The 17,395-nt window shown below is 70.7% G+C and carries 13 protein-coding genes; 7 read left to right on the top strand and 6 right to left on the bottom strand.

Going from position 1 to position 17,395, the window contains the following annotated elements; translation table 11 throughout:
* The 3 genes from ACE3OG_RS08185 to lptG are packed head-to-tail and all read right to left on the bottom strand — an operon-like array spanning position 1 to position 4,681.
* Entirely contained in the window at positions 1–957 is a 957-nt protein-coding gene (locus tag ACE3OG_RS08185; protein ID WP_374307477.1) for a hypothetical protein, read from the bottom strand.
* A gap of 38 nt (positions 958–995) precedes the next feature.
* The gene (locus tag ACE3OG_RS08180) at positions 996–3,599 is read right to left on the bottom strand and encodes an LPS-assembly protein LptD (RefSeq protein ID WP_374307476.1); all 2,604 of its coding nucleotides are present in this window, start codon (positions 3,597–3,599) and stop codon (positions 996–998) included.
* On the bottom strand, positions 3,596–4,681 hold the full coding sequence (lptG, locus tag ACE3OG_RS08175; protein ID WP_374307474.1) for an LPS export ABC transporter permease LptG: 1,086 nt from the start codon (positions 4,679–4,681) through the stop codon (positions 3,596–3,598). The genes ACE3OG_RS08180 and lptG overlap by 4 nt, the downstream gene beginning before the upstream one ends.
* 368 nt (positions 4,682–5,049) lie before the next feature.
* On the opposite strand from lptG, the gene ACE3OG_RS08170 reads away from it, so the two are divergent.
* Genes ACE3OG_RS08170 through ACE3OG_RS08155 form a run of 4 tightly spaced genes read left to right on the top strand, consistent with a single transcriptional unit; the run spans position 5,050 to position 9,066 of the window.
* Positions 5,050–6,642 (top strand): leucyl aminopeptidase, encoded by a 1,593-nt coding sequence (locus ACE3OG_RS08170; protein WP_374307473.1) that lies wholly within the window; start codon positions 5,050–5,052, stop codon positions 6,640–6,642.
* A gap of 17 nt (positions 6,643–6,659) precedes the next feature.
* On the top strand, positions 6,660–7,115 hold the full coding sequence (locus ACE3OG_RS08165; protein ID WP_374307471.1) for a DNA polymerase III subunit chi: 456 nt from the start codon (positions 6,660–6,662) through the stop codon (positions 7,113–7,115).
* Positions 7,112–7,858: a class I SAM-dependent methyltransferase gene (locus ACE3OG_RS08160; RefSeq protein ID WP_374307469.1), complete on the top strand. Its 747-nt coding sequence runs from the start codon at positions 7,112–7,114 to the stop codon at positions 7,856–7,858. Before ACE3OG_RS08165 ends, ACE3OG_RS08160 begins: the two co-directional genes overlap by 4 nt.
* Positions 7,825–9,066, top strand: coding sequence for an MFS transporter (locus ACE3OG_RS08155; protein ID WP_374307467.1), 1,242 nt, complete (start codon positions 7,825–7,827; stop codon positions 9,064–9,066). Before ACE3OG_RS08160 ends, ACE3OG_RS08155 begins: the two co-directional genes overlap by 34 nt.
* Here ACE3OG_RS08155 and ACE3OG_RS08150 read toward each other — a convergent pair.
* Both ACE3OG_RS08150 and recG read right to left on the bottom strand, forming a co-directional pair.
* Positions 9,063–10,001 carry a glycosyltransferase family 2 protein gene (locus ACE3OG_RS08150; protein WP_374307465.1) on the bottom strand — a complete coding sequence of 313 codons (939 nt, stop codon included), beginning with the start codon at positions 9,999–10,001 and terminating at the stop codon, positions 9,063–9,065. The genes ACE3OG_RS08155 and ACE3OG_RS08150 overlap by 4 nt on opposite strands.
* Positions 10,002–10,083: 82 nt before the next feature.
* Positions 10,084–12,168 carry an ATP-dependent DNA helicase RecG gene (gene recG / locus ACE3OG_RS08145; protein WP_374307464.1) on the bottom strand — a complete coding sequence of 695 codons (2,085 nt, stop codon included), beginning with the start codon at positions 12,166–12,168 and terminating at the stop codon, positions 10,084–10,086.
* Between the two features lie 176 nt (positions 12,169–12,344).
* On the opposite strand from recG, the gene ACE3OG_RS08140 reads away from it, so the two are divergent.
* From ACE3OG_RS08140 to ACE3OG_RS08130, 3 genes are all read left to right on the top strand, one after another.
* Complete coding sequence (locus ACE3OG_RS08140) at positions 12,345–12,650, top strand: succinate dehydrogenase assembly factor 2 (RefSeq protein WP_374307462.1); 306 nt, start codon at positions 12,345–12,347, stop codon at positions 12,648–12,650.
* A 67-nt stretch (positions 12,651–12,717) separates the two neighbouring features.
* Complete coding sequence (gene mfd / locus ACE3OG_RS08135; protein WP_374307460.1) at positions 12,718–16,236, top strand: transcription-repair coupling factor; 3,519 nt, start codon at positions 12,718–12,720, stop codon at positions 16,234–16,236.
* Between the two features lie 112 nt (positions 16,237–16,348).
* Positions 16,349–16,708, top strand: a complete 360-nt coding sequence (locus tag ACE3OG_RS08130; RefSeq protein ID WP_374307459.1) for a HesB/IscA family protein — start codon at positions 16,349–16,351, stop codon at positions 16,706–16,708.
* Between the two features lie 10 nt (positions 16,709–16,718).
* On the opposite strand, the gene ACE3OG_RS08125 is transcribed toward ACE3OG_RS08130, so the two are convergent.
* Positions 16,719–17,333, bottom strand: coding sequence for an HAD-IA family hydrolase (locus ACE3OG_RS08125; protein ID WP_374307456.1), 615 nt, complete (start codon positions 17,331–17,333; stop codon positions 16,719–16,721).
* Positions 17,334–17,395: the final 62 nt, after the last annotated feature.

Genomic DNA, 17,395 nt, shown 5'->3' with positions numbered 1-17,395 from the left:
TCAATTCTTGACGATGACGGCCTTGGCGCGCAGCTCCTTGAAGCGGCGCTGGGCGTCGGCCTCGATCTGCGCGGCGAGCAGCTTCTGGGCGATCTGCTGGCGGATCGCCGTATCGTCCTTGGCCGCGCCCCGCGCGCAGACCGCGACCATCTCGAGGCCGGAGGTCGAGCGCTGCGGCGCCGTCAGATGGCCGATCGGCGTCTTGTCCAGCAGCGCGCGCAACGGCGGGCTAAGCTCGGCCGAGGTGCGCGTCAGCGGGTCGCGCACGGTGACGTCGTTGAGCTGGCGGGCGAGCGGCGCGCCGGTCGCGCAGTCGGTGAAGCGCGCGCGCAGCGCCTCGGCCTCCTTGGCCCGCGCGTTGACCTGCGCCGGGGAGGCGCCGCCCGGCAGGGTGAAGATGACCTGCTGCACGGTGTAGGAGGCGCCGGCCGCCGCCTTGCCGCCCTGCTTGGCGAGCTCCGCGCGCACCTGCGTCTCGCTCGCCTCGACGCCCTTGTTGAGCGCCTGGACGAGGGCGAAGAAGGCGAGCTCGGCGCGGAAATGGTCCTTCACATGCTCGGTCGAGGCGCCCGAGGCGTTGAGCGCCTGCAAGAGCGCCTGCGGATCCATGTTGAGGGCCATCGCCTCGCGGGTGATTTCGGGGCCGATGTCGGAATCGCGCGGATTGACGCCGTATTTGGAGGCTTCCTGCAGCTTGAGGCGGTCGGCGAACATGCTCTCGATCGCCGCGTCGCGCGAGGCGTTCTGGCGCAGCGCCTTCAGAAGCTTCATGCGCTGCGCGATGTCGACGTCGGTGACCGGATAGCCGTTGACGCTGGCGACGATGGCCTGCGCCGCGGCGGGCGAGAACGCCGCCGGCGCGGCGACGAGGAGCGCGGCGAGGGCGGCGCCCGCGAGAAGGCGCAAGAGCGTCGCCGCGCGGCGCGGCGCGGTCGTCGGCGAAAACGCTTCCTTCATGTCGGCTCGTTTCGTCCCATGCGGTTCATTCCGGCGGCTCATTGCGTCCCGAGATTCTGCACGTCGCTGAAGGTCTGGCTCAGCTTGAGCTCGCCCAGCGTGCGCAGCTCGAACTGGAGCAGGATCGTCTTGTTGCGGGTGAGCCCGCCGTTGCCGTTGTCCTGATACACTGACGAGAAATTGAGCGAAACCGTGGTGCAGTCGTCCTTGTAGCCGGCGCCGACGCCGAACGCGGCCGGCGCGAACGGGCCGGGATTGGAGTAGCCGATCAGCGAGGCGGGATAGAACTGGCGGCTCATGTCGAAGGTAACGTTGCCCTGCGCCCAGTAGTTCTCGCTGATCTGGTAGCGCGTGTTCAGGGTCAGGCCCTGACGGCGCACGTAATAGCCGATCTCCGGCTGCGCCGCATAGCTTGCATACTGGAAGCCGCCCGTCCATGCGCCGAAACTATAGACGCCGATCACGTCGATGCGCTTGGGCGCGAAGGTGTCGACGTCGAGCCTCGTCTTGGCGGTGATCGAGAAGAAGGTCGTGGGCTGAAGCGTGACCGCGCCGACGTAATCCGAGAGCCGCGTGTCGAGGCCGGAGGACAGGCCGACGTTGGCGGCGTCGGGCGTGGCGTAGGCGTTGGTTCCGGCGAGCTGGTAGGACTGGCCGGCGACGAGGTTGATGTAGGAGCCTTGCGGGAAGCTCAGCGTCGCCTCGCCGCCATAGTTGAGGCGCGTGCCCGTCTCGAAGCGGTCGTAGCCGGAGAATTTGTCCCAGGCGAACAGGGTCGATTCGTCGAACACGAGGCTCTGGGCGTCGAGATTGGCGTTGGCGTAGGTCCCGATCTGGTTGTTCGGCCGCACGATGATCTGGCCGATCGGCGAGAGGGTCAGCGCGCCGAAGTCGGTCTTCGAAAAGAACGGATAGCGGTATTCGAGGCCGAAGCCCGGATTGAGCGCGCCATAGGCGGCGTTCTCGGCGTTCGACAGGAACGGCAGCTGATAGGCGTTGGAGATCACCGAATTGGCGCCCGAGCTGTTCGAGAAGCCGAGCGTGTTGGTCGTGTTGAGGTTCAGCGACTGGGCGTTGAAGCGCGCGAAGACGAACGGCGTCCAGACCTCGCCGGCCTCGTCGATGAACTGGCGCTTCCAGTTGAGGTTGAGGCTCGCCCGCGTCGAGACGCCGCCGACGCCGCGCTGCAGGCAGGTGCCGGCGACGCGGCCGGGCACGTAGTTGGTGCAGACCGAATAGAGCGAATAGGCGTTGTCGAGTACCTGCGTGCCGACCGACTGGAAGCTCGCCGCCCAGGCCGAGAGGCTGGAGAGGTTGAAGTCCGCCTCGACCTGTCCGCCGATCCCGTAGCTTTTGGCCGGATCGACGTCGAAGGTGCGGTTGTAGTCGAACGTCGGATAGGCGCTCGTCTGCTGCGCCTGGATGTCGCGCGTCGACAGGCCCTCGAAATGATAGCCGCGCAGGTCGAAGAAGCCGCGGTCGCCCTGGCCGGTCAGATAGGCGGTCGAGGTCACCTCGCTGATGTAGTTCGAGGAGAGCGTCTGGCTCGCGATATTGTAGTCGTTGAGGAACCATTTGTCGGAGAGGATGGTGAACTGCCAGCCGAACTTCCATTTGTCGGCGAGCTGATATTCGCCCTTGCTCTCGAGCGAGCCGCGGAAATGATAATCGGCCGCGCCCCAGGGCGAGACGGGAAAGGCCGAAGGCTTCAGCTGGTCGATGCCCGCGCCGCGGATGTAATAGGAGCCGTAGTCGAGCCGCTGGCGCCATTCGGCGAGGCCCAGAAATCCCTGCTTCGACAGATAGGTCGGGGTGACGGTGAGGTCGTAGTCGGGCGCGAGCGCCCAGAAGATCGGCAGGCCGAAGCCGTAGCCGAGCTCGGTGCGCGCGAGCAGCGTCGGCGACAGCACGCCCGACTTGCGCGTGACGCTGGGGTCCGGCATCGACATCCACGGCGTCCAGGCCACAGGCACCCCGAGGAACTCGAGGCTGGCGTCGCGGAAATAGAGCATCTGCTCGTCGTTGTTGTGGATGATGCGCTTGGCCCGCACCTGCCACAGCGGCGGCTTGTCGTAATCCGTCCCGCAGGCCTTGCAGGCGGTGTAGACTCCCTTGGCGAAGACCGTCGTCGCGTCGTCGATGCGCTCGACGTGGGGCGAGCTCATGAAGGTCTTCTGCGTCGTCTCCGCGCGCAGGCTCTCGATGAAGCCGTCGCGGAAATCGTCGGTCAGGTCGAAGAAGGCGCCGTGCAGGATCGTGCCGTCGGCTTCGGTGAGCTTGGCGTTGCCGCGCGCCGTCACGCGACCGGTGTTGCGGTCGTAGGTGACCTCGTCGGCCTCGAGGACGCGGCCCTTGTAGTAGACGCGCGCGTCGCCGACCGCCGAGACAGTGTTTTTCGTGTCGTCCTGGCGCAGCTCGTTGGCCTCGACGACCATCTTGTCGGCGTCGGAAGCGGGAGCAGCCTGCTTCTGGGCCTTCGCGCGCGCCGGCGCGGCGGCGGCGTGCGGGACGAGAGGAGCGAGAGCGAAGAGGGCGGCGCCGGCGAGCAGGACGGCGCGCAGCCGCGCGCCGGCGCGGGGAGACGCTCCCCTCGCCGCGCGGCGCTCGCCGCGCTCCATGCGCGCTGGACCCTCGCCCTTCATCCGTCCTCCTGATTGAGCAGAGCCAGCGCGCCGAGAAGGCTCGCCACCACCGCGGGCGACCAGGCGGCGACCGGCGCGCTGATCAGGCCCGCGCCTCCTACGTCGCCGACCAGCTTGGTCGCGACATAAAGCATGAAGCCCGCGACCACGCCACCGCCGACCATTTTGGCGATTCCACCAAATCGGAAAAATCTTAAGGAAAAAGCGGCGGCGATCAGGACCATCGCCAGGAACAGCAGAGGCCGAGCCAGAAGCGTCTGGAATTGCAGGGCGAAGCTCGTTCCGTCGAGCCCCGCGGCCTCGGTCCGGCGCTGCTCCGCGCCGAGCTCGAAGAAGGGCACGGACTGCGCCGAAACGGGTCCGCGCACGACCTGCTCGGGCGTCAGATTCGTGGCGACATAGTAAACGGCGGAGGTGAAGGTCTCCTCGCCAGGGGCGAGGACGCGCGCCCGCTCGAAGCGCCACGCGCCGTCGACGAGCTGCGCCGCCTGCGCGTCGACCTGGGCGACGAAACGCCCGTCGAGATCGTAGATGTAGGCGGTCGGCTCGGTGAGGCGCGAGCCGTCGCCCGACATCGACTTCGCCTTGACGATCACGTCGCCGTCGACGCTCTTCTGGCGGATCCAGACGTCGGGCACGGCCTCCTTGGCCGTGAGCTGGCCGAAGATTTCCGTCTCGAGCTTGTCGGCGCGCTGCTTCATGAGGGCCGAGACGGGATTGAGCAGGGCGACCGAGCCGACGCCGATGAGGAGCGCGATGGCCGCCGGCGGGACGAGGAAGCCCCACACCGAGACGCCGACGGCGCGCGCGATGAGGAGCTCGAGCTTGCGGGTGAGGTCGAGGAAGGCGGCCATCGAGCCGAACAGCACGCAGAACGGGGTGAGCTGCTCGGCGGCGGCCGGCGCGCGCAGCAGCGCGAGCAGGGCGACCGAGCCGGTCGAGGCGTCCTCGATGTTGGAGGTGCGGCGCAGCATCTCGACGAAATCGACGACGAAGACCATGCCGCAGATCGTCGCGAAGACGGCGAGGATCAGGGCGAGGAAGCGGCCCGAGAAATAGCGTCCGAGCGTCCAGCCGATCACCGCCGCGCCCTTTCCGGCGGCCCGTCCGCCCGCGGCGCGGCGAGGAGGCGGCGCGCCCTGAACAATTCGATCGACATGCTTCCCTTCGCCCTGTCGCGCCCGTCCGAGTTCATTACGCCCCGGCGCGGCCTGCGGCCAGAGCCGCGCCCGCGCCGGCTGTGCGCAGGCGCGAGATTCGCGCGCGCCGTGGCCGCGCCATCACACGCCTCGCCCGCATCCCACGCGCCCTGCGCGGAAATATGGCGCCGCCCGCGCCGGCGCCGCGCGGCGGCGCATGACAATTTCGCGATCGTCCCCGACGGGACTGCGACTTTTTCGCCTCCGGCTTTTTTGCTAGGAGAGGCGCGCCGGAACGTTTCGAGGACGCCATGCCGCAAGCCGCCAGCATTCAATTCGTCGCGCTCGACGCGCTGAAGCTCGCCCCGCAGCCGGGGGGAGCCGAGCCGATCGGAACGCTGGCGGTCTTCGTCGGGCCCGACCTCGCGCTCGGCGAAAAGACGCGGAAGCTGCTCGGCGCCGAGGCCGAGGCTCTCCTGCGGCGCGCCGCCGCCGTCGCCAAATTCAAGGGCAAGGCCTCCTCGGCGCTCGAGATCCTCGCGCCGGCTGGCCTCGGCGCCGAGCGCCTGCTGGCGATCGGGGCCGGCGGCCCCTCGGGCGACAAGAAGGACGCCGAGGAGGCGCAGGCGTCCGGCGGCAAGGAGCCGGACGCCCCGCCGTCCTCGGCCGACTACGCCAATCTCGGCGGCTATTGCGCCGGCAAGATCGGGCGCGGAAAGTCGGCGACGATCCTGTTCGACCTGCCGCGTCCGCCGCAGGACGCCGCGGCCGCGGCCTCCGACTTCGCCCTCGGCCTGCGCCTGCGCGACTATCGCTTCGACCGCTACAAGACGAAGAAGAAGGACGACGCCGAGGACGACGGCCCGACCGAGCTGCGCGTCGCCGTCGCCGAGCCGGACGCCGCGCGCGCCGCCGCCGCGAAGGGCGAGGCGGTGGCCGAAGGCGTCATAACCGCCCGCACCCTCGTCAACGAGCCGCCGAACGTCCTCTTTCCCGAGGAGTTCGCGAATCGGGCGAAGGCGCTCGAGAAGCTCGGCGTCGAGGTCGAGATCCTCGACGAGGCGGTGATGCGCGGGCTCGGCATGGGAGCGCTGCTCGGCGTCAGCCAGGGTTCTTCGCGCGAGGGGCGGCTCGTCATCATGCGCTGGCGCGGCGCGCCCGCCGGCGCCGACGAAAAGCCCGTCGCCTTCATCGGCAAGGGCGTGACCTTCGACACCGGCGGCATCTCGATCAAGCCGGCCGGCGGCATGGAGGACATGAAGGGCGACATGGCCGGGGCGGCCTGCGTCGTCGGCCTCATCGAGGCGCTCGCCCGCCGCAAGGCGAAGGTCGACGCGATCGGCGCGATCGGCCTCGTCGAGAACATGCCCGGCCCCGACGCGCAGCGGCCCGGCGACATCGTGACCTCGCTATCCGGCCAGACCATCGAGATCATCAACACCGACGCGGAAGGGCGGCTCGTGCTCTGCGACGTGCTCTGGCACGTGCAGGACCGCTTCAAGCCGAAGTTCATGATCGACCTCGCGACGCTGACCGGCGCGATCCTCGTCGCGCTCGGGCAGGAGCACGCGGGCCTGTTCTCGAACAATGACGAGCTCGCCGACCGCCTGCTCGCCGCCGGCCGCGAGACGGGCGAGAAGCTGTGGCGGATGCCGCTCGGCCCCGCCTACGACAAGCTGATCGACTCGAAGTTCGCCGACGTGAAAAACGCCGGCGGGCGCCACGCCGGCTCGATCACCGCGGCGCAGTTCCTGCAGCGCTTCGTCAACGCAACGCCCTGGGCGCATCTCGACATCGCCGGCACGGGCATGGCTTCGCCCTCGGGCGACGTCAACCAGAGCTGGGGCTCGGGCTACGGCGTGCGCCTGCTCGACCGGCTCGTCGCCGACTGCTACGAGAGCTGAGGCGCGGGCCGGCGGCGATGGAGGTCTGGTTCTACCATCTCGAGCGCCGCGGCCGCGAGGAGGCGCTGCCCGTCCTCCTCGAGAAGGCCCTCGCGCGGGGCTGGCGCGCCGTCGTGCAGGCGAAAAGCGAGGAGCTGCTCGACGCGCTCGACCAGCGCCTGTGGACCTACGCCGACGACAGCTTCCTCGCCCATGGACAGGCGTCGGACGGCGATCCCGACCTGCAGCCCGTCTATCTGACGACCGGCGACGAAAACCCCAACGGCGCGCGCCTGCGCCTCTTCGTCGAGGATGCGCCCATCCTGCCCTCGCTCGGCGCCGGCCCCTATGAGCGCGCCATGCTCGTCTTCGACGGCCGCGACGAGGCCGAGCTCGCCGGCGCGCGGGCGCAATGGCGCGCGGTCAGGGACGCCGGCCTGCCCGCGAGCTACTGGGCGCAGGACGCGGCGGGCCGCTGGGAGAAGAAGGCGTGAGCGCGGCGCAGGAAGCCGGCGAAGGCAAGGATGAAGACTTCTTCGCCCGGCGCGCGGCGGCGCGCGCCCGCCTCGACGCGCTCGACCCGGCGAAAAACGGCGAGAACGGCGCCGACGCGCTGCGAAAAAACTGGTTCGAGGCCGTCTACGAGGACGCCGCGGGCGACGCGGCCTGCGTGCCCTGGGCGCATCTTGCGCCGCATCCGCTGATTTCGAGCTTCGCCGGGCTGCAGCTCGCGGGCGAACGCGAAGCCTTTTCCGGGCTGCGCGTCCTCGACGTCGGCTGCGGGCTCGGCGACAACGCCGAGTTCTTCGCCTCGCTCGGCGCGCGCGTCTGCGCCTTCGATTTCGTCGCCGGCGCCGTCGAATGGGCGCGCGGGCGCTTCCCGCAAAGCGCCGTCGACTACCGCGTCGCCGACCTTTTCGCGCCGCCTCCCGAGTGGCTCGGCGCCTTCGACCTCGTCAACGAGTGCTACACGCTGCAGGCGCTCGCCCCCGACCTCGTGCCGGCGGCGCTCGGCGCGCTCGCGCGCGTTCTGCGGCCGGGCGGGGCGATGCTGCTCGTCGCGCGCGCGCGGGACGAGGGCGAGGCGGCGGCGGGCCCGCCCTGGCCGCTGCCGCCGGGCGTCTTCGCGCAGGCCGAGGCCGCCGGCCTCGAGCCCGCGGCGATCGAGGACGTCGCGCCGGCGGGCGCCCTCGCGACACGCCATTGGCGCGCCCTGCTGCGGCGCGCGCCCGCCTGAGCGCGTCCGGCCACGCCCCGCGCGAAGCCGAGGCGGCGCGCGACGCGCGCGCGCAGGCGGCGGGCTTCGTCGACGCGCGCGGCAGGCGCGAATATCTACAGTTCGCGGCCTCGGCCTTCCTCATCTCCTTCATGTATTCGCACGCCGCCCTGCTCGCCGTCGTGTTCGAGCGCGAGGGCTTCGACCTGCACGACACGGGGCTTCTGCTCTCGCTCTACGCCGGCCCGGTCGTCCTGTTCACCTTCCTGTCGGGCGCGGTCTCGGCGCGCATCGGCGTGCTCAACAGCTGCCGCCTCGCCGTCGCCCTCATGGCCATGGGCTTCTTCAGCCTGCGCTACACGGCGGGCTCGTTCTGGCCGGCGCTCGCCTCGCGCCTCGCGCAGGGGACGGGGCAGGGGCTTCTGCTCGCCTCCTTCGTGACCTACGGCCAGAGCCGGCTCAACGCCAACCGCTTCGTCTATCTGATCGGCCTGTTCTCCAGCATGTTCGCGCTGGCCCAGGCCTTCGCGCCGCCGCTCGGGGCCGCCGTCCTCAACGCCTTCGGCGCGCCGGCGATGTTCCTCGAGGGCTCGATCCCCGCGCTCGCCGCCTTCGCGCTCACCTTCGGCGTGCGGCCGATCCCGCTCCCCAAGGCTGGGCGCGGCCTTGACCTCAAGGCGGCTCTGGCGCGCAGCCGGCCGGCTTCGCTCGCCGCGATCTTCGTCAACGGGACGATGTTCGGCTTCACCGCCTCCTTCCTCGCCGCGCTGCTGGAGGCGCGGGCGGTGCCGATCGGCGCGTTTTTTCTGGCCTCGACGACGACGCTGTTCGCGAGCCGCTTCCTGGCGATGGGCGTGTTCGAGACGCTCGACCGCAGGCTGCTCGTCGCCTGCGGCTTCCTGTGCCAGGCGGCGAGCTTGGCGCTGCTCGGCGCGGCGGGCGTCTCATGGCTCGTCGCCGTCGCCGGAATCCTGTTCGGGGCGGGCTACAGCGTCATCTATCCGGTGCTGTCGGCGGCGGTCAGCGCGGGGCTGGAGCCGTCCGAGCGGGCCGGCCCGCAGGCGCTGTTCAACACCGCCTTCAACGTCGGCATCTTCCTCATGCCCTATCCGGTGGCGCTGCTCATCGGCGCCTTCGGCTACGGCGCCTCCGCCTTCTGCCTCGCCGCCCTCGCGCTCGCCTCGGCGGCGCTGCTCGCCGCCGCCGCGCTGCGCCGGCCGGAAGCCTAAGCGATGAAACGCCCGCGCAGCAGCCGCTCGCCGACGATCCGCAGCGCCGGCGGATGGAGCAGCAGATAGACGAGCGCGACCGGGGCGCCCCGCTCGAACCGGCGGCGCTTGACCTCGTCCCACACCCCGCTCTTGCGCAGCAGCGCCGCGCGCCGGCGCAGCAGAAGCTCGATCTGCGGCTGGCGCAGCACGCGCGGATCATGCAGGTAGCGCTCGGTCGAGCGCAGCGCGCTGGCGAAATCGTGGCGCCAGGCGCCGGCGCCGGTCGCCGTCCATTTGCGCCTCCGCGCGCTGAACGGCAGGGTGTAGAGATAGAGCGCCTCGTTCACCACGAGCACGCGCGCCCCCTCGAGCAGCAGTTCGAGCATGAAGCTGAAATCCTGCGAGAAGCGCTGCGTCTCGTCGTAGGCGATCCTGGTCCGCTCGAGGAAATCGCGCCGCACGATCGGCTTCAGCGTGCCGAAGTCGACCTTGCGGTCGATCGAGCCGAGATAGGCGGGAAGGTCGAGCGTCAGCCTTTCGCCGGAGAGGTCGAACAGGCGGCCCTGGCGCGTGCGCGCGAAGGGGTCGACCTTGAGCTGGTTGTCGGCGACGCCGTCGGCGCCCGCCGCCTCGGCCGCGTCGATGAGGCGGCCGGCGCGGTCCGGCAGCCAGGCGTCGTCGGCGTCGAGGACGCCGATCCAGTCGCCCTTCGCGACGGCGTGGGCGCGGTTCATGGCGACCGACTTGCCGCCGTTGCTGACGTTGTGGAGGGCGACCACGCGAGGGTCCTGCGCGGCCCGCCGGCTGATCGCCTCGCCGGTCGAATCGGTCGAGGCGTCGTCGACGACGAGAATCTCGACGTCGCGCTCGGTCTGCCGGCGCGCGGACTGAATCGCGCAATCGATCGTAGGCGCGCTGTTGTACGCCGGGATGACGATCGAACATCTCGGCATGACGTTTGATTCCCCGACGACTGGCGCGCCGTTTCCCTGGCATCCAATCACGGGCTGAGGTTTGACGAAAATCGCGTCTTCGTTACCCGGCCGCCAGAAGCCTGATCGCCTCCGCCCGTTCGAACAGGTGCAGCAGGAGCCGCAGCGCCCGGCCGCGCGCGCCCGAAAGGCCCGGATCGGACGCGACGGCGGCCTGCGCCTCGCCGCGCGCGAAGGCGAGGAGGTCGCCGTGCGCGGCCGGATCGGCGAGGCGGAAGCCCGGCAGGCCGGACTGGCGGGCGCCCATCACCTCGCCCTCGCCGCGCAGGCGCAGATCCTCCTCGGCGATGGCGAAGCCGTCGTCGCTCTCGCGCAGGATGGCGATGCGCGCCTTGCCGGCCTCCCCGAGCGGGCCCTTGTAGAGCAGCATGCAGAAGGACTGCGCGGCGCCGCGCCCGACGCGTCCGCGCAGCTGGTGCAGCTGCGCGAGGCCGAAGCGCTCGGCGTGCTCGATCACCATGATCGAGGCGGCGGGCACGTCGACGCCGACCTCGATCACCGTGGTGGCGACGAGGATTTTCGTCGCGCCGCCCGAAAAGGCGGCCATCGCCTCGTCCTTGTCCTTACCCCTCATGCGGCCGTGGACGAGGCCGACCGCTTCCTCGCCGAAAATCTGGCGCAGCTCCGCGGCGCGCGCGCCGGCGGCGGAAAGATCGCTCTCCGCGCTCTCCTCGACGAGCGGGCACACCCAGTAGGCTTGCGCGCCGGAGCGAAGCGCCGCGCCGAGCCGGCCGATCAGCTCGTCGATGCGCTCGAGCGGCAGCGCGCGCGTCTCGATCTTTTGGCGTCCCGGCGGTTTCTCGCGCAGCGCGGAAATGTCCATGTCGCCGAAATAGGTGAGCGCCAGCGTGCGCGGGATCGGCGTCGCGGTCATGGCGAGGAGGTCGGCGCGCTCGCCCTTCTCGCCGAGCGAGAGGCGCTGGCGCACGCCGAAGCGATGCTGCTCGTCGACGACGGCGAGCGCGAGGTCGGCGAACTCGACGCCCTCCTGAAACAGGGCGTGGGTGCCGACGGCGACGTCGATCTCTCCCGCCGCCAGCTCTTCGAGAAAAGCGCGCCGCGCCGACCCCTTCTCGCGGCCGGTGAGCAGGGCGACGCGCAAGCCCGCAGGCGCGGAAAAGCGCGCGAGGCTCGCAAAATGCTGGCGCGCGAGCAGCTCGGTCGGGGCCATCAGCGCCGCCTGCCGTCCGGCCTCGACGCAGGCGGCCATGGCGATGAGCGCGACGAGCGTCTTGCCCGAGCCGACGTCGCCCTGCAGCAGCCGCAGCATCCGCGTCTCGCTGGCGAGGTCGGCGCGGATCTCCGCGATCGCGGCTTTCTGCGCGCCGGTCAGCTCGAAGGGCAGGGCGGCGAGGATTTTCGCGGCGAGCCGTCCGTCGCCGACGCTGGCGCGTCCCGGCCGCTCCTTGGCGCGCGCGCGCATCAGGGCGAGCGCCAGCTGGCCGGCGAACAGCTCGTCATAGGCGAGCCTCATGCGCGCCGGCGCGTCGGCGAGCAAGTCCTTCGGCTCCTGCGGGCGATGCAGCGCCCTGAGCGCGTCCGAAAACGCCGGCAGGCCCGGCGGCGCGCCCCATTCGGGCAGGGCCGGAAGCCGCGCCAGCGCGCCCGCGACGGCTTTGGCGATGCTCCGCTGACGCAGCCCCTCGGTCAGCGGATAGACCGGCTCGACGGGCTCCAGCTTCGCGAGGCCCGCCTCGTCGAGGATGCGGTCGGGGTGGACCATCTGGCGATGGCCCTCCCACAGCTCGAGCCGGCCGCAGATCCAGCGCCGCGCGCCGACGGGCAGGCTTTTCTCCACCCACTCGGCGTTGGCGAGGAAGAACACGAGCAGGACGTCGCCCGTCTCGTCCTCGACGAGGACGCGAAAAGGTCCGCGCCCGCGCGAGGGCGTATGGCTGACGACGCTGGCCTCGACGACGACATAGGAGTCGAGCGGCGCCTCGGCGATCTTCGGACGCAGGCGGCGGTCGATCAGCGCCGTTGGCGCATGAAAGAGCAGGTCGAGCACGCGCGCCTCGCCGCCGCCCGGCCCGCGCAGCAGCCGGTCGAGCAGGCGGCCGGTCTTCGGCCCGACGCCGGGCAGGCTCGCGGCCGAGGCGAACAGCGGATCGAGGAGGGAAGGGCGCATCGACGCGGAGTTGGGCTCGCGGAAACAGGGCCGCCGGACGGGTTCGCAAGCCGGCCGGCGCGCGCCTTGTCCCATGTTCCGCATGAAAACGCCAAAAGGCTGACAGCGGCGGCGCGCGCGTTTATATGGCGGTGCGCAAGCCCTTCGGCGCCCCTCGCCCGGAAAGGAGACGAGCCATGACGGACGCGGCCCAGAATTCCGGCGCGCCCCTCGATCCTGACGTGCGGCGCCGACGTATAAAGGTCCGCGCCTGGCGGCGCGGCATGCTGGAGACCGACCTGCTGCTTGGCCGCTTCGTCGACTCGGAGGTCCACAGGCTGACCGAGGCGGAGCTCGACGTCTTCGATGCGCTGCTCGAAGCCGTCGACCGCGACGTCTTCGCCTGGGCGACCGGCGAGGCGCCGGTCCCGCCCGAGCACGACACGCCGCTGTTCCGGCGCATCGTCGCCTTCCAGAGCCGTTTCTACGGCGCCCAAGGGTGAGAGGCGCCGATTTCGCCGATGCGGCGTTCCGCGCCGGAGCTTTTTCAAAGGACGGATCGCGCCGACCGTGCCGGACCTGAAACGCGTCCTCGCCGAGCTCGCCAAGGGCGGCTCGCTCACCCTCTCCGCGCTCGCCGACGGCTATGACGCCTTCTGCGTCGCCGACCTCGCCCGCGCGCTCGGGCGCGAGTCCGAGGAGCGCGCGCTCGCGCTGATCCATGTCGCGCGCGACGGGCGCCGGCAAGCCTCCTTCATGGAGGCCTTCGCCTTCGCCGCCCCCGACGTCGAGCTGATCGACTTTCCCGGCTGGGACTGCCAGCCCTACGACCGCGCCTCGCCCAACGCGTCGGTCTGCGCGCGCCGCATGGTGGCGCTCTCGCGCCTCGCGCGCACGCGCTCCTCGGCGGAGCGTCCGCGCGTGCTCTCGACCACGGTCAAGGCGCTCGTCCAGCGTCTGCCGCCGGTGGCGCAGATCGCCCGCGACACTTTTTCGGCCGCGCCGGGCAATGTCGTCGACACCGGCGCGCTCGCCGCCTGGCTCGACTCCAATGGTTTTTTGCGCGCCTCCACCGTGCGGGAAGCCGGCGAATACGCCGTGCGCGGCGGCATCGTCGATCTCTTCGCGCCGGGCATGGCGCAGCCGGTGCGGCTCGACTTCTTCGGCGACGCGCTGGAGTCGATCCGCGCCTTCGACCCCGAGTCGCAACGCACTTTGTTCCCGCTGAAAGGCCTCGACCTCACGCCGATGAGCGAGGCGCAGCTTACCGCCGAGACGATGCGGCGTTTCCGGCAGGGCTATGTCGCGCAGTTCGGCGCGCAGACGCGCGGCGACCAGCTCTATGAGGCGATCAGCGAGGGGCGGCGACAGCCCGGCTGCGAGCACTGGCTGCCGCTGTTCTACGAGCGGCTCGACACGCTGTTCGACTACGCGGGGCGCGCGCCGGTCGTGCTCGACTCGCTCGCCGACGAGGCCGCGCGCGAGCGGATCGCGCTGATCGAGGATCATTACGCCGCGCGCAAAAGCGCCTACGACGCCGATCCGGCGGCCTCCGGCTACAAGCCGCTGAAGCCCGACGCGCTCTACATGGGCGCGCAGGAGTGGAGCGAGCGCCTCTCGCGCGCGAGGGTCTTGCGCGTCAGCCCCTTCGCCGCGCCCGAGGGCGCGCGGGGCCTCTTCGTCGACTGCGGCTCGAAGCAGGGACGCAATTTCGCCCCCGAGCGCGCCGACGAGGCGGCCAACGTGTTCGAGGCCGCGCTCGCCCATACGCAGGCGCTGCGCGGCGCGGGCAAGCGGACGATCGTCGCCGCCTGGTCGGACGGCTCGCGCGAGCGCCTTGCGCAGGTGCTCGCCGACCACGGCCTCAAGGGCGCGCAGAACGTCTCCTCGTTCAAGCAGGCGCAGGAGCTCGCTGCGGACAGGACCGCGCTCGCCGTCATCGGCCTCGAGGCGGGCTTCGAGACCGAAAGCCTCGCCGTCGTCGGCGAGCAGGACATTCTCGGCGACCGGCTCGCCCCGGCGCGCAAGAAGAGTCGTAAGGCCAAGGATTTCCTCGCCGAGGTCGGCGCGCTGTCGGCCGGCGACGTCGTCGTCCATGTCGACCATGGCATCGGCCGCTTCGTCGGCCTGCAGGCGATCGAGGCGGGCGGGGCGCCGCACGACTGCCTGGAGCTGCATTACGCCGAGGGCGCGAAGCTCTTTCTGCCGGTCGAGAACCTCGAGCTTCTCTCCCGCTACGGCTCGGAGGACACCGAGGTCCAGCTCGACCGGCTGGGCGGGGGAAGCTGGCAGAAGCGCAAGGCGAAGATGCGCAAGCGCATCCTCGACATGGCGGCGGGCCTCATCAGGATCGCCGCCCAGCGCTTCACGCGCGCGGCGCCCAAGCTCGTCCCGCCGCCGGGGCTCTACGCCGAATTCTGCGCGGGCTTTCCCTATGAGGAGACCGACGACCAGCTCGCGGCGATCGAAGCGACGCTCGACGACATGGCCGCGGGCCGGCCGATGGACCGGCTCGTCTGCGGCGACGTCGGCTTCGGCAAGACGGAGGTCGCGCTGCGCGCCGCCTTCGCCGCGGCGATCGAGGGCAAGCAGGTCGTCGTCGTCGCCCCGACGACGCTGCTAGCGCGCCAGCACTACAAGAATTTCACCGCGCGCTTCGCCCATCTGCCGATAAGGGTCGCGCAGATGTCGCGCATGGCGAGCGCCGCCGACATGCGCGCGGCGAAGGCGGGCGCGGCCTCGGGCGACGTCGACATCGTCGTCGGCACCCACGCCGTGCTCGGCAAGGGGGTCGCCTTCAAGGACCTCGGCCTCGTCGTCGTCGACGAGGAGCAGCATTTCGGCGTCAAGCACAAGGAGCGGCTCAAGGAGCTGCGCGCCGAGGTGCATGTGCTCACCCTCTCGGCGACGCCGATTCCGCGCACGCTGCAGCTCGCCCTGACCGGCGTGCGCGAGCTCTCGATCATCGCCACGCCCCCGGTCGACCGCTTGGCCGTGCGCACCTTTGTCGCGCCGTTCGACGCGCTCGTCGTGCGCGAGGCGCTGCTGCGCGAGCGCTATCGCGGCGGCCAGAGCTTCTACGTCTGCCCGCGCATCGAGGATCTCGACGAGGCCGCGAGCTTCCTGCGCCGCGAGGTCCCGGAGGTGAAGTTCGTCGTCGCCCACGGCCAGCTCGCCGCGGGCGAACTCGAGGACAAGATGGCCGCCTTCTACGACGGCCAGTACGACGTGCTGCTCGCCACCGCCATCGTCGAGTCGGGGCTGGACATTCCCCGCGCCAACACCCTCGTCGTGCATCGCGCCGACATGTTCGGCCTCGCCCAGCTCTACCAGCTGCGCGGGCGCGTCGGGCGCTCCAAGGCGCGCGCCTACGCCCTGTTCACGACGCCTTCGGGCAAGCCGATCACGCCGCAGGCCGAGAAGCGCCTCAAGGTCCTGCAGTCGCTCGACCAGCTCGGCGCGGGCTTCGAGCTCGCGAGCCACGATCTCGACATCCGCGGCGCCGGCAATCTTCTCGGCGACGACCAGTCCGGCCATATCAAGGAGGTCGGCTACGAGCTCTACCAGCAGATGCTGCAGGAGGCGGTCGAGGCGCTGAAGGCGGGAATCGAGGAGCCGGTCGAGGAGGTCTGGTCGCCCTCGATCACGCTCGGCGCGCCGGTGACGATCCCCGAGAGCTACGTCGGCGACCTGCAGCTTCGCCTGCAGCTCTACCGCCGCCTCGCGAGCCTCGAGAACGAGGAGGAGATCGAGGCCTTCGCCGCCGAGATGGTCGACCGCTTCGGGCCCTCGCCGCCCGAGGTCGGCCAGCTCGTCAAGCTCGTGTCGATCAAGGCGCTGTGCCGCAAGGCGCATGTCGAGAGCGTCGACGCCGGCCCGAAGGGCGTGGTGATCGCCTTCCGCGACAATTCCTTCGCCAATCCGCCGGGGCTCGTGCGCTATGTCGCGGCGCAGGGGATCGAGGCCAAGGTGCGCCCCGACATGAAGATCGTGTTCAGCCGCGACTTCGAGAAGCTCGACGCGCGGCTCGAGGGGGTGCGCAGGATCATGCGGGAGCTCGTCGCCATCGCGGCGAAGAAGGCGGCGTGAGGCGCGCGGCCGCCTTGCGTCCTGCGTGGCCTGCGGCGTCCGCGCCTCTCCACATTTCGCCGCGCGCGCCCTATATTGAGCGGGATCAAAGACGAAGCCGAGGGCGTGAAGAATGGCCGCATCGAAATTCGCCGTCCTGTCGCTGACGGAGCGGGCCGCCGAGCGCGCGCGCGAGATCATTGAGGGCGCGGGGCGGCCGGTCGAGGGCGTCAGGGTCGGGATCAAGGCCGGCGGCTGCGCCGGCATGAGCTACACGCTCGACCTCGCCGACGCGCTCGCTCCGGGCGACGAGGTGATCGAGGACAAGGGGGTTCGCCTCATCGTCTCGCCCAAGGACGTGATGTTCCTGCTCGGAACCAAGCTCGATTTTGAGACCGACAAGTTCGCCGCGAGCTTCACCTTCCAGAACCCGAACCAGACCTCGGCCTGCGGCTGCGGCGAATCGGTGGCGATCACGCCCGCGGCGGGCTGACCGGACGAATTCAGGCGTCGATCACGACGCCGTATCCGGCGATTGTCGCCTCCAGCGCGGCGCGGCTGGAAAATGTCGCCGTCTTCATGCCGAGCGCGGCCGCCGCCGCCGTGTTCTCGGCGCGGTCGTCGACGAAGACGCATTCCTGCGGCGCGCGGCCCTCGAGCTCCAGCACCTTCAGATAGGCCTCCGGGCGCGGCTTCATGAGGCCGAGCTCATAGGAGAGATAGGCCGCATGCGCCTTGGCGAACGCCGGGTAGCGCGCGCGGATGTGGTCGATATGCGCGGCGTTGGTGTTCGAGAAGATCGCCACCCGGTAGCGGGGAAGGAGCGCGTCGACCAGCGCCTCCATGCCGGGCTCGGGGCTGAAGTGGCAGCTCCACAGGTCGAGGAAGTCGGCGAGCGGCCGGTCGAAGCCGTAGCGCTCGGCGAGCTGCGCGTGCAGGCGTGGAATGGAGAGCGCGCCCGTGGCGATCGGCTCGGCGTCGAGCGCCTGCGCCATCGCCCTGCGCGCGGCCTCGGAATCGGCGCAGCAGGCGGCGAGCCGGTCGAACAGATGCGCGTTGTCGTGGCGCACGAGCACGCCGCCGAGGTCGAAGATGAAGGTGGTGACGGGAGCGGCCATGGCGCGAGCCTAGCCGCTTCGCGCGACGCTTTGAAGGGGCACCCGCCAGAGGGCGCCCCTCG

The sequence above is a fragment of the Methylocella sp. genome, from assembly GCF_041905455.1.
Taxonomy (GTDB): domain Bacteria; phylum Pseudomonadota; class Alphaproteobacteria; order Rhizobiales; family Beijerinckiaceae; genus Methylocapsa.
The sequence above is the reverse complement of the archived record's forward strand: the minus strand, read 5'-3'. Positions and strand labels throughout refer to the sequence as shown.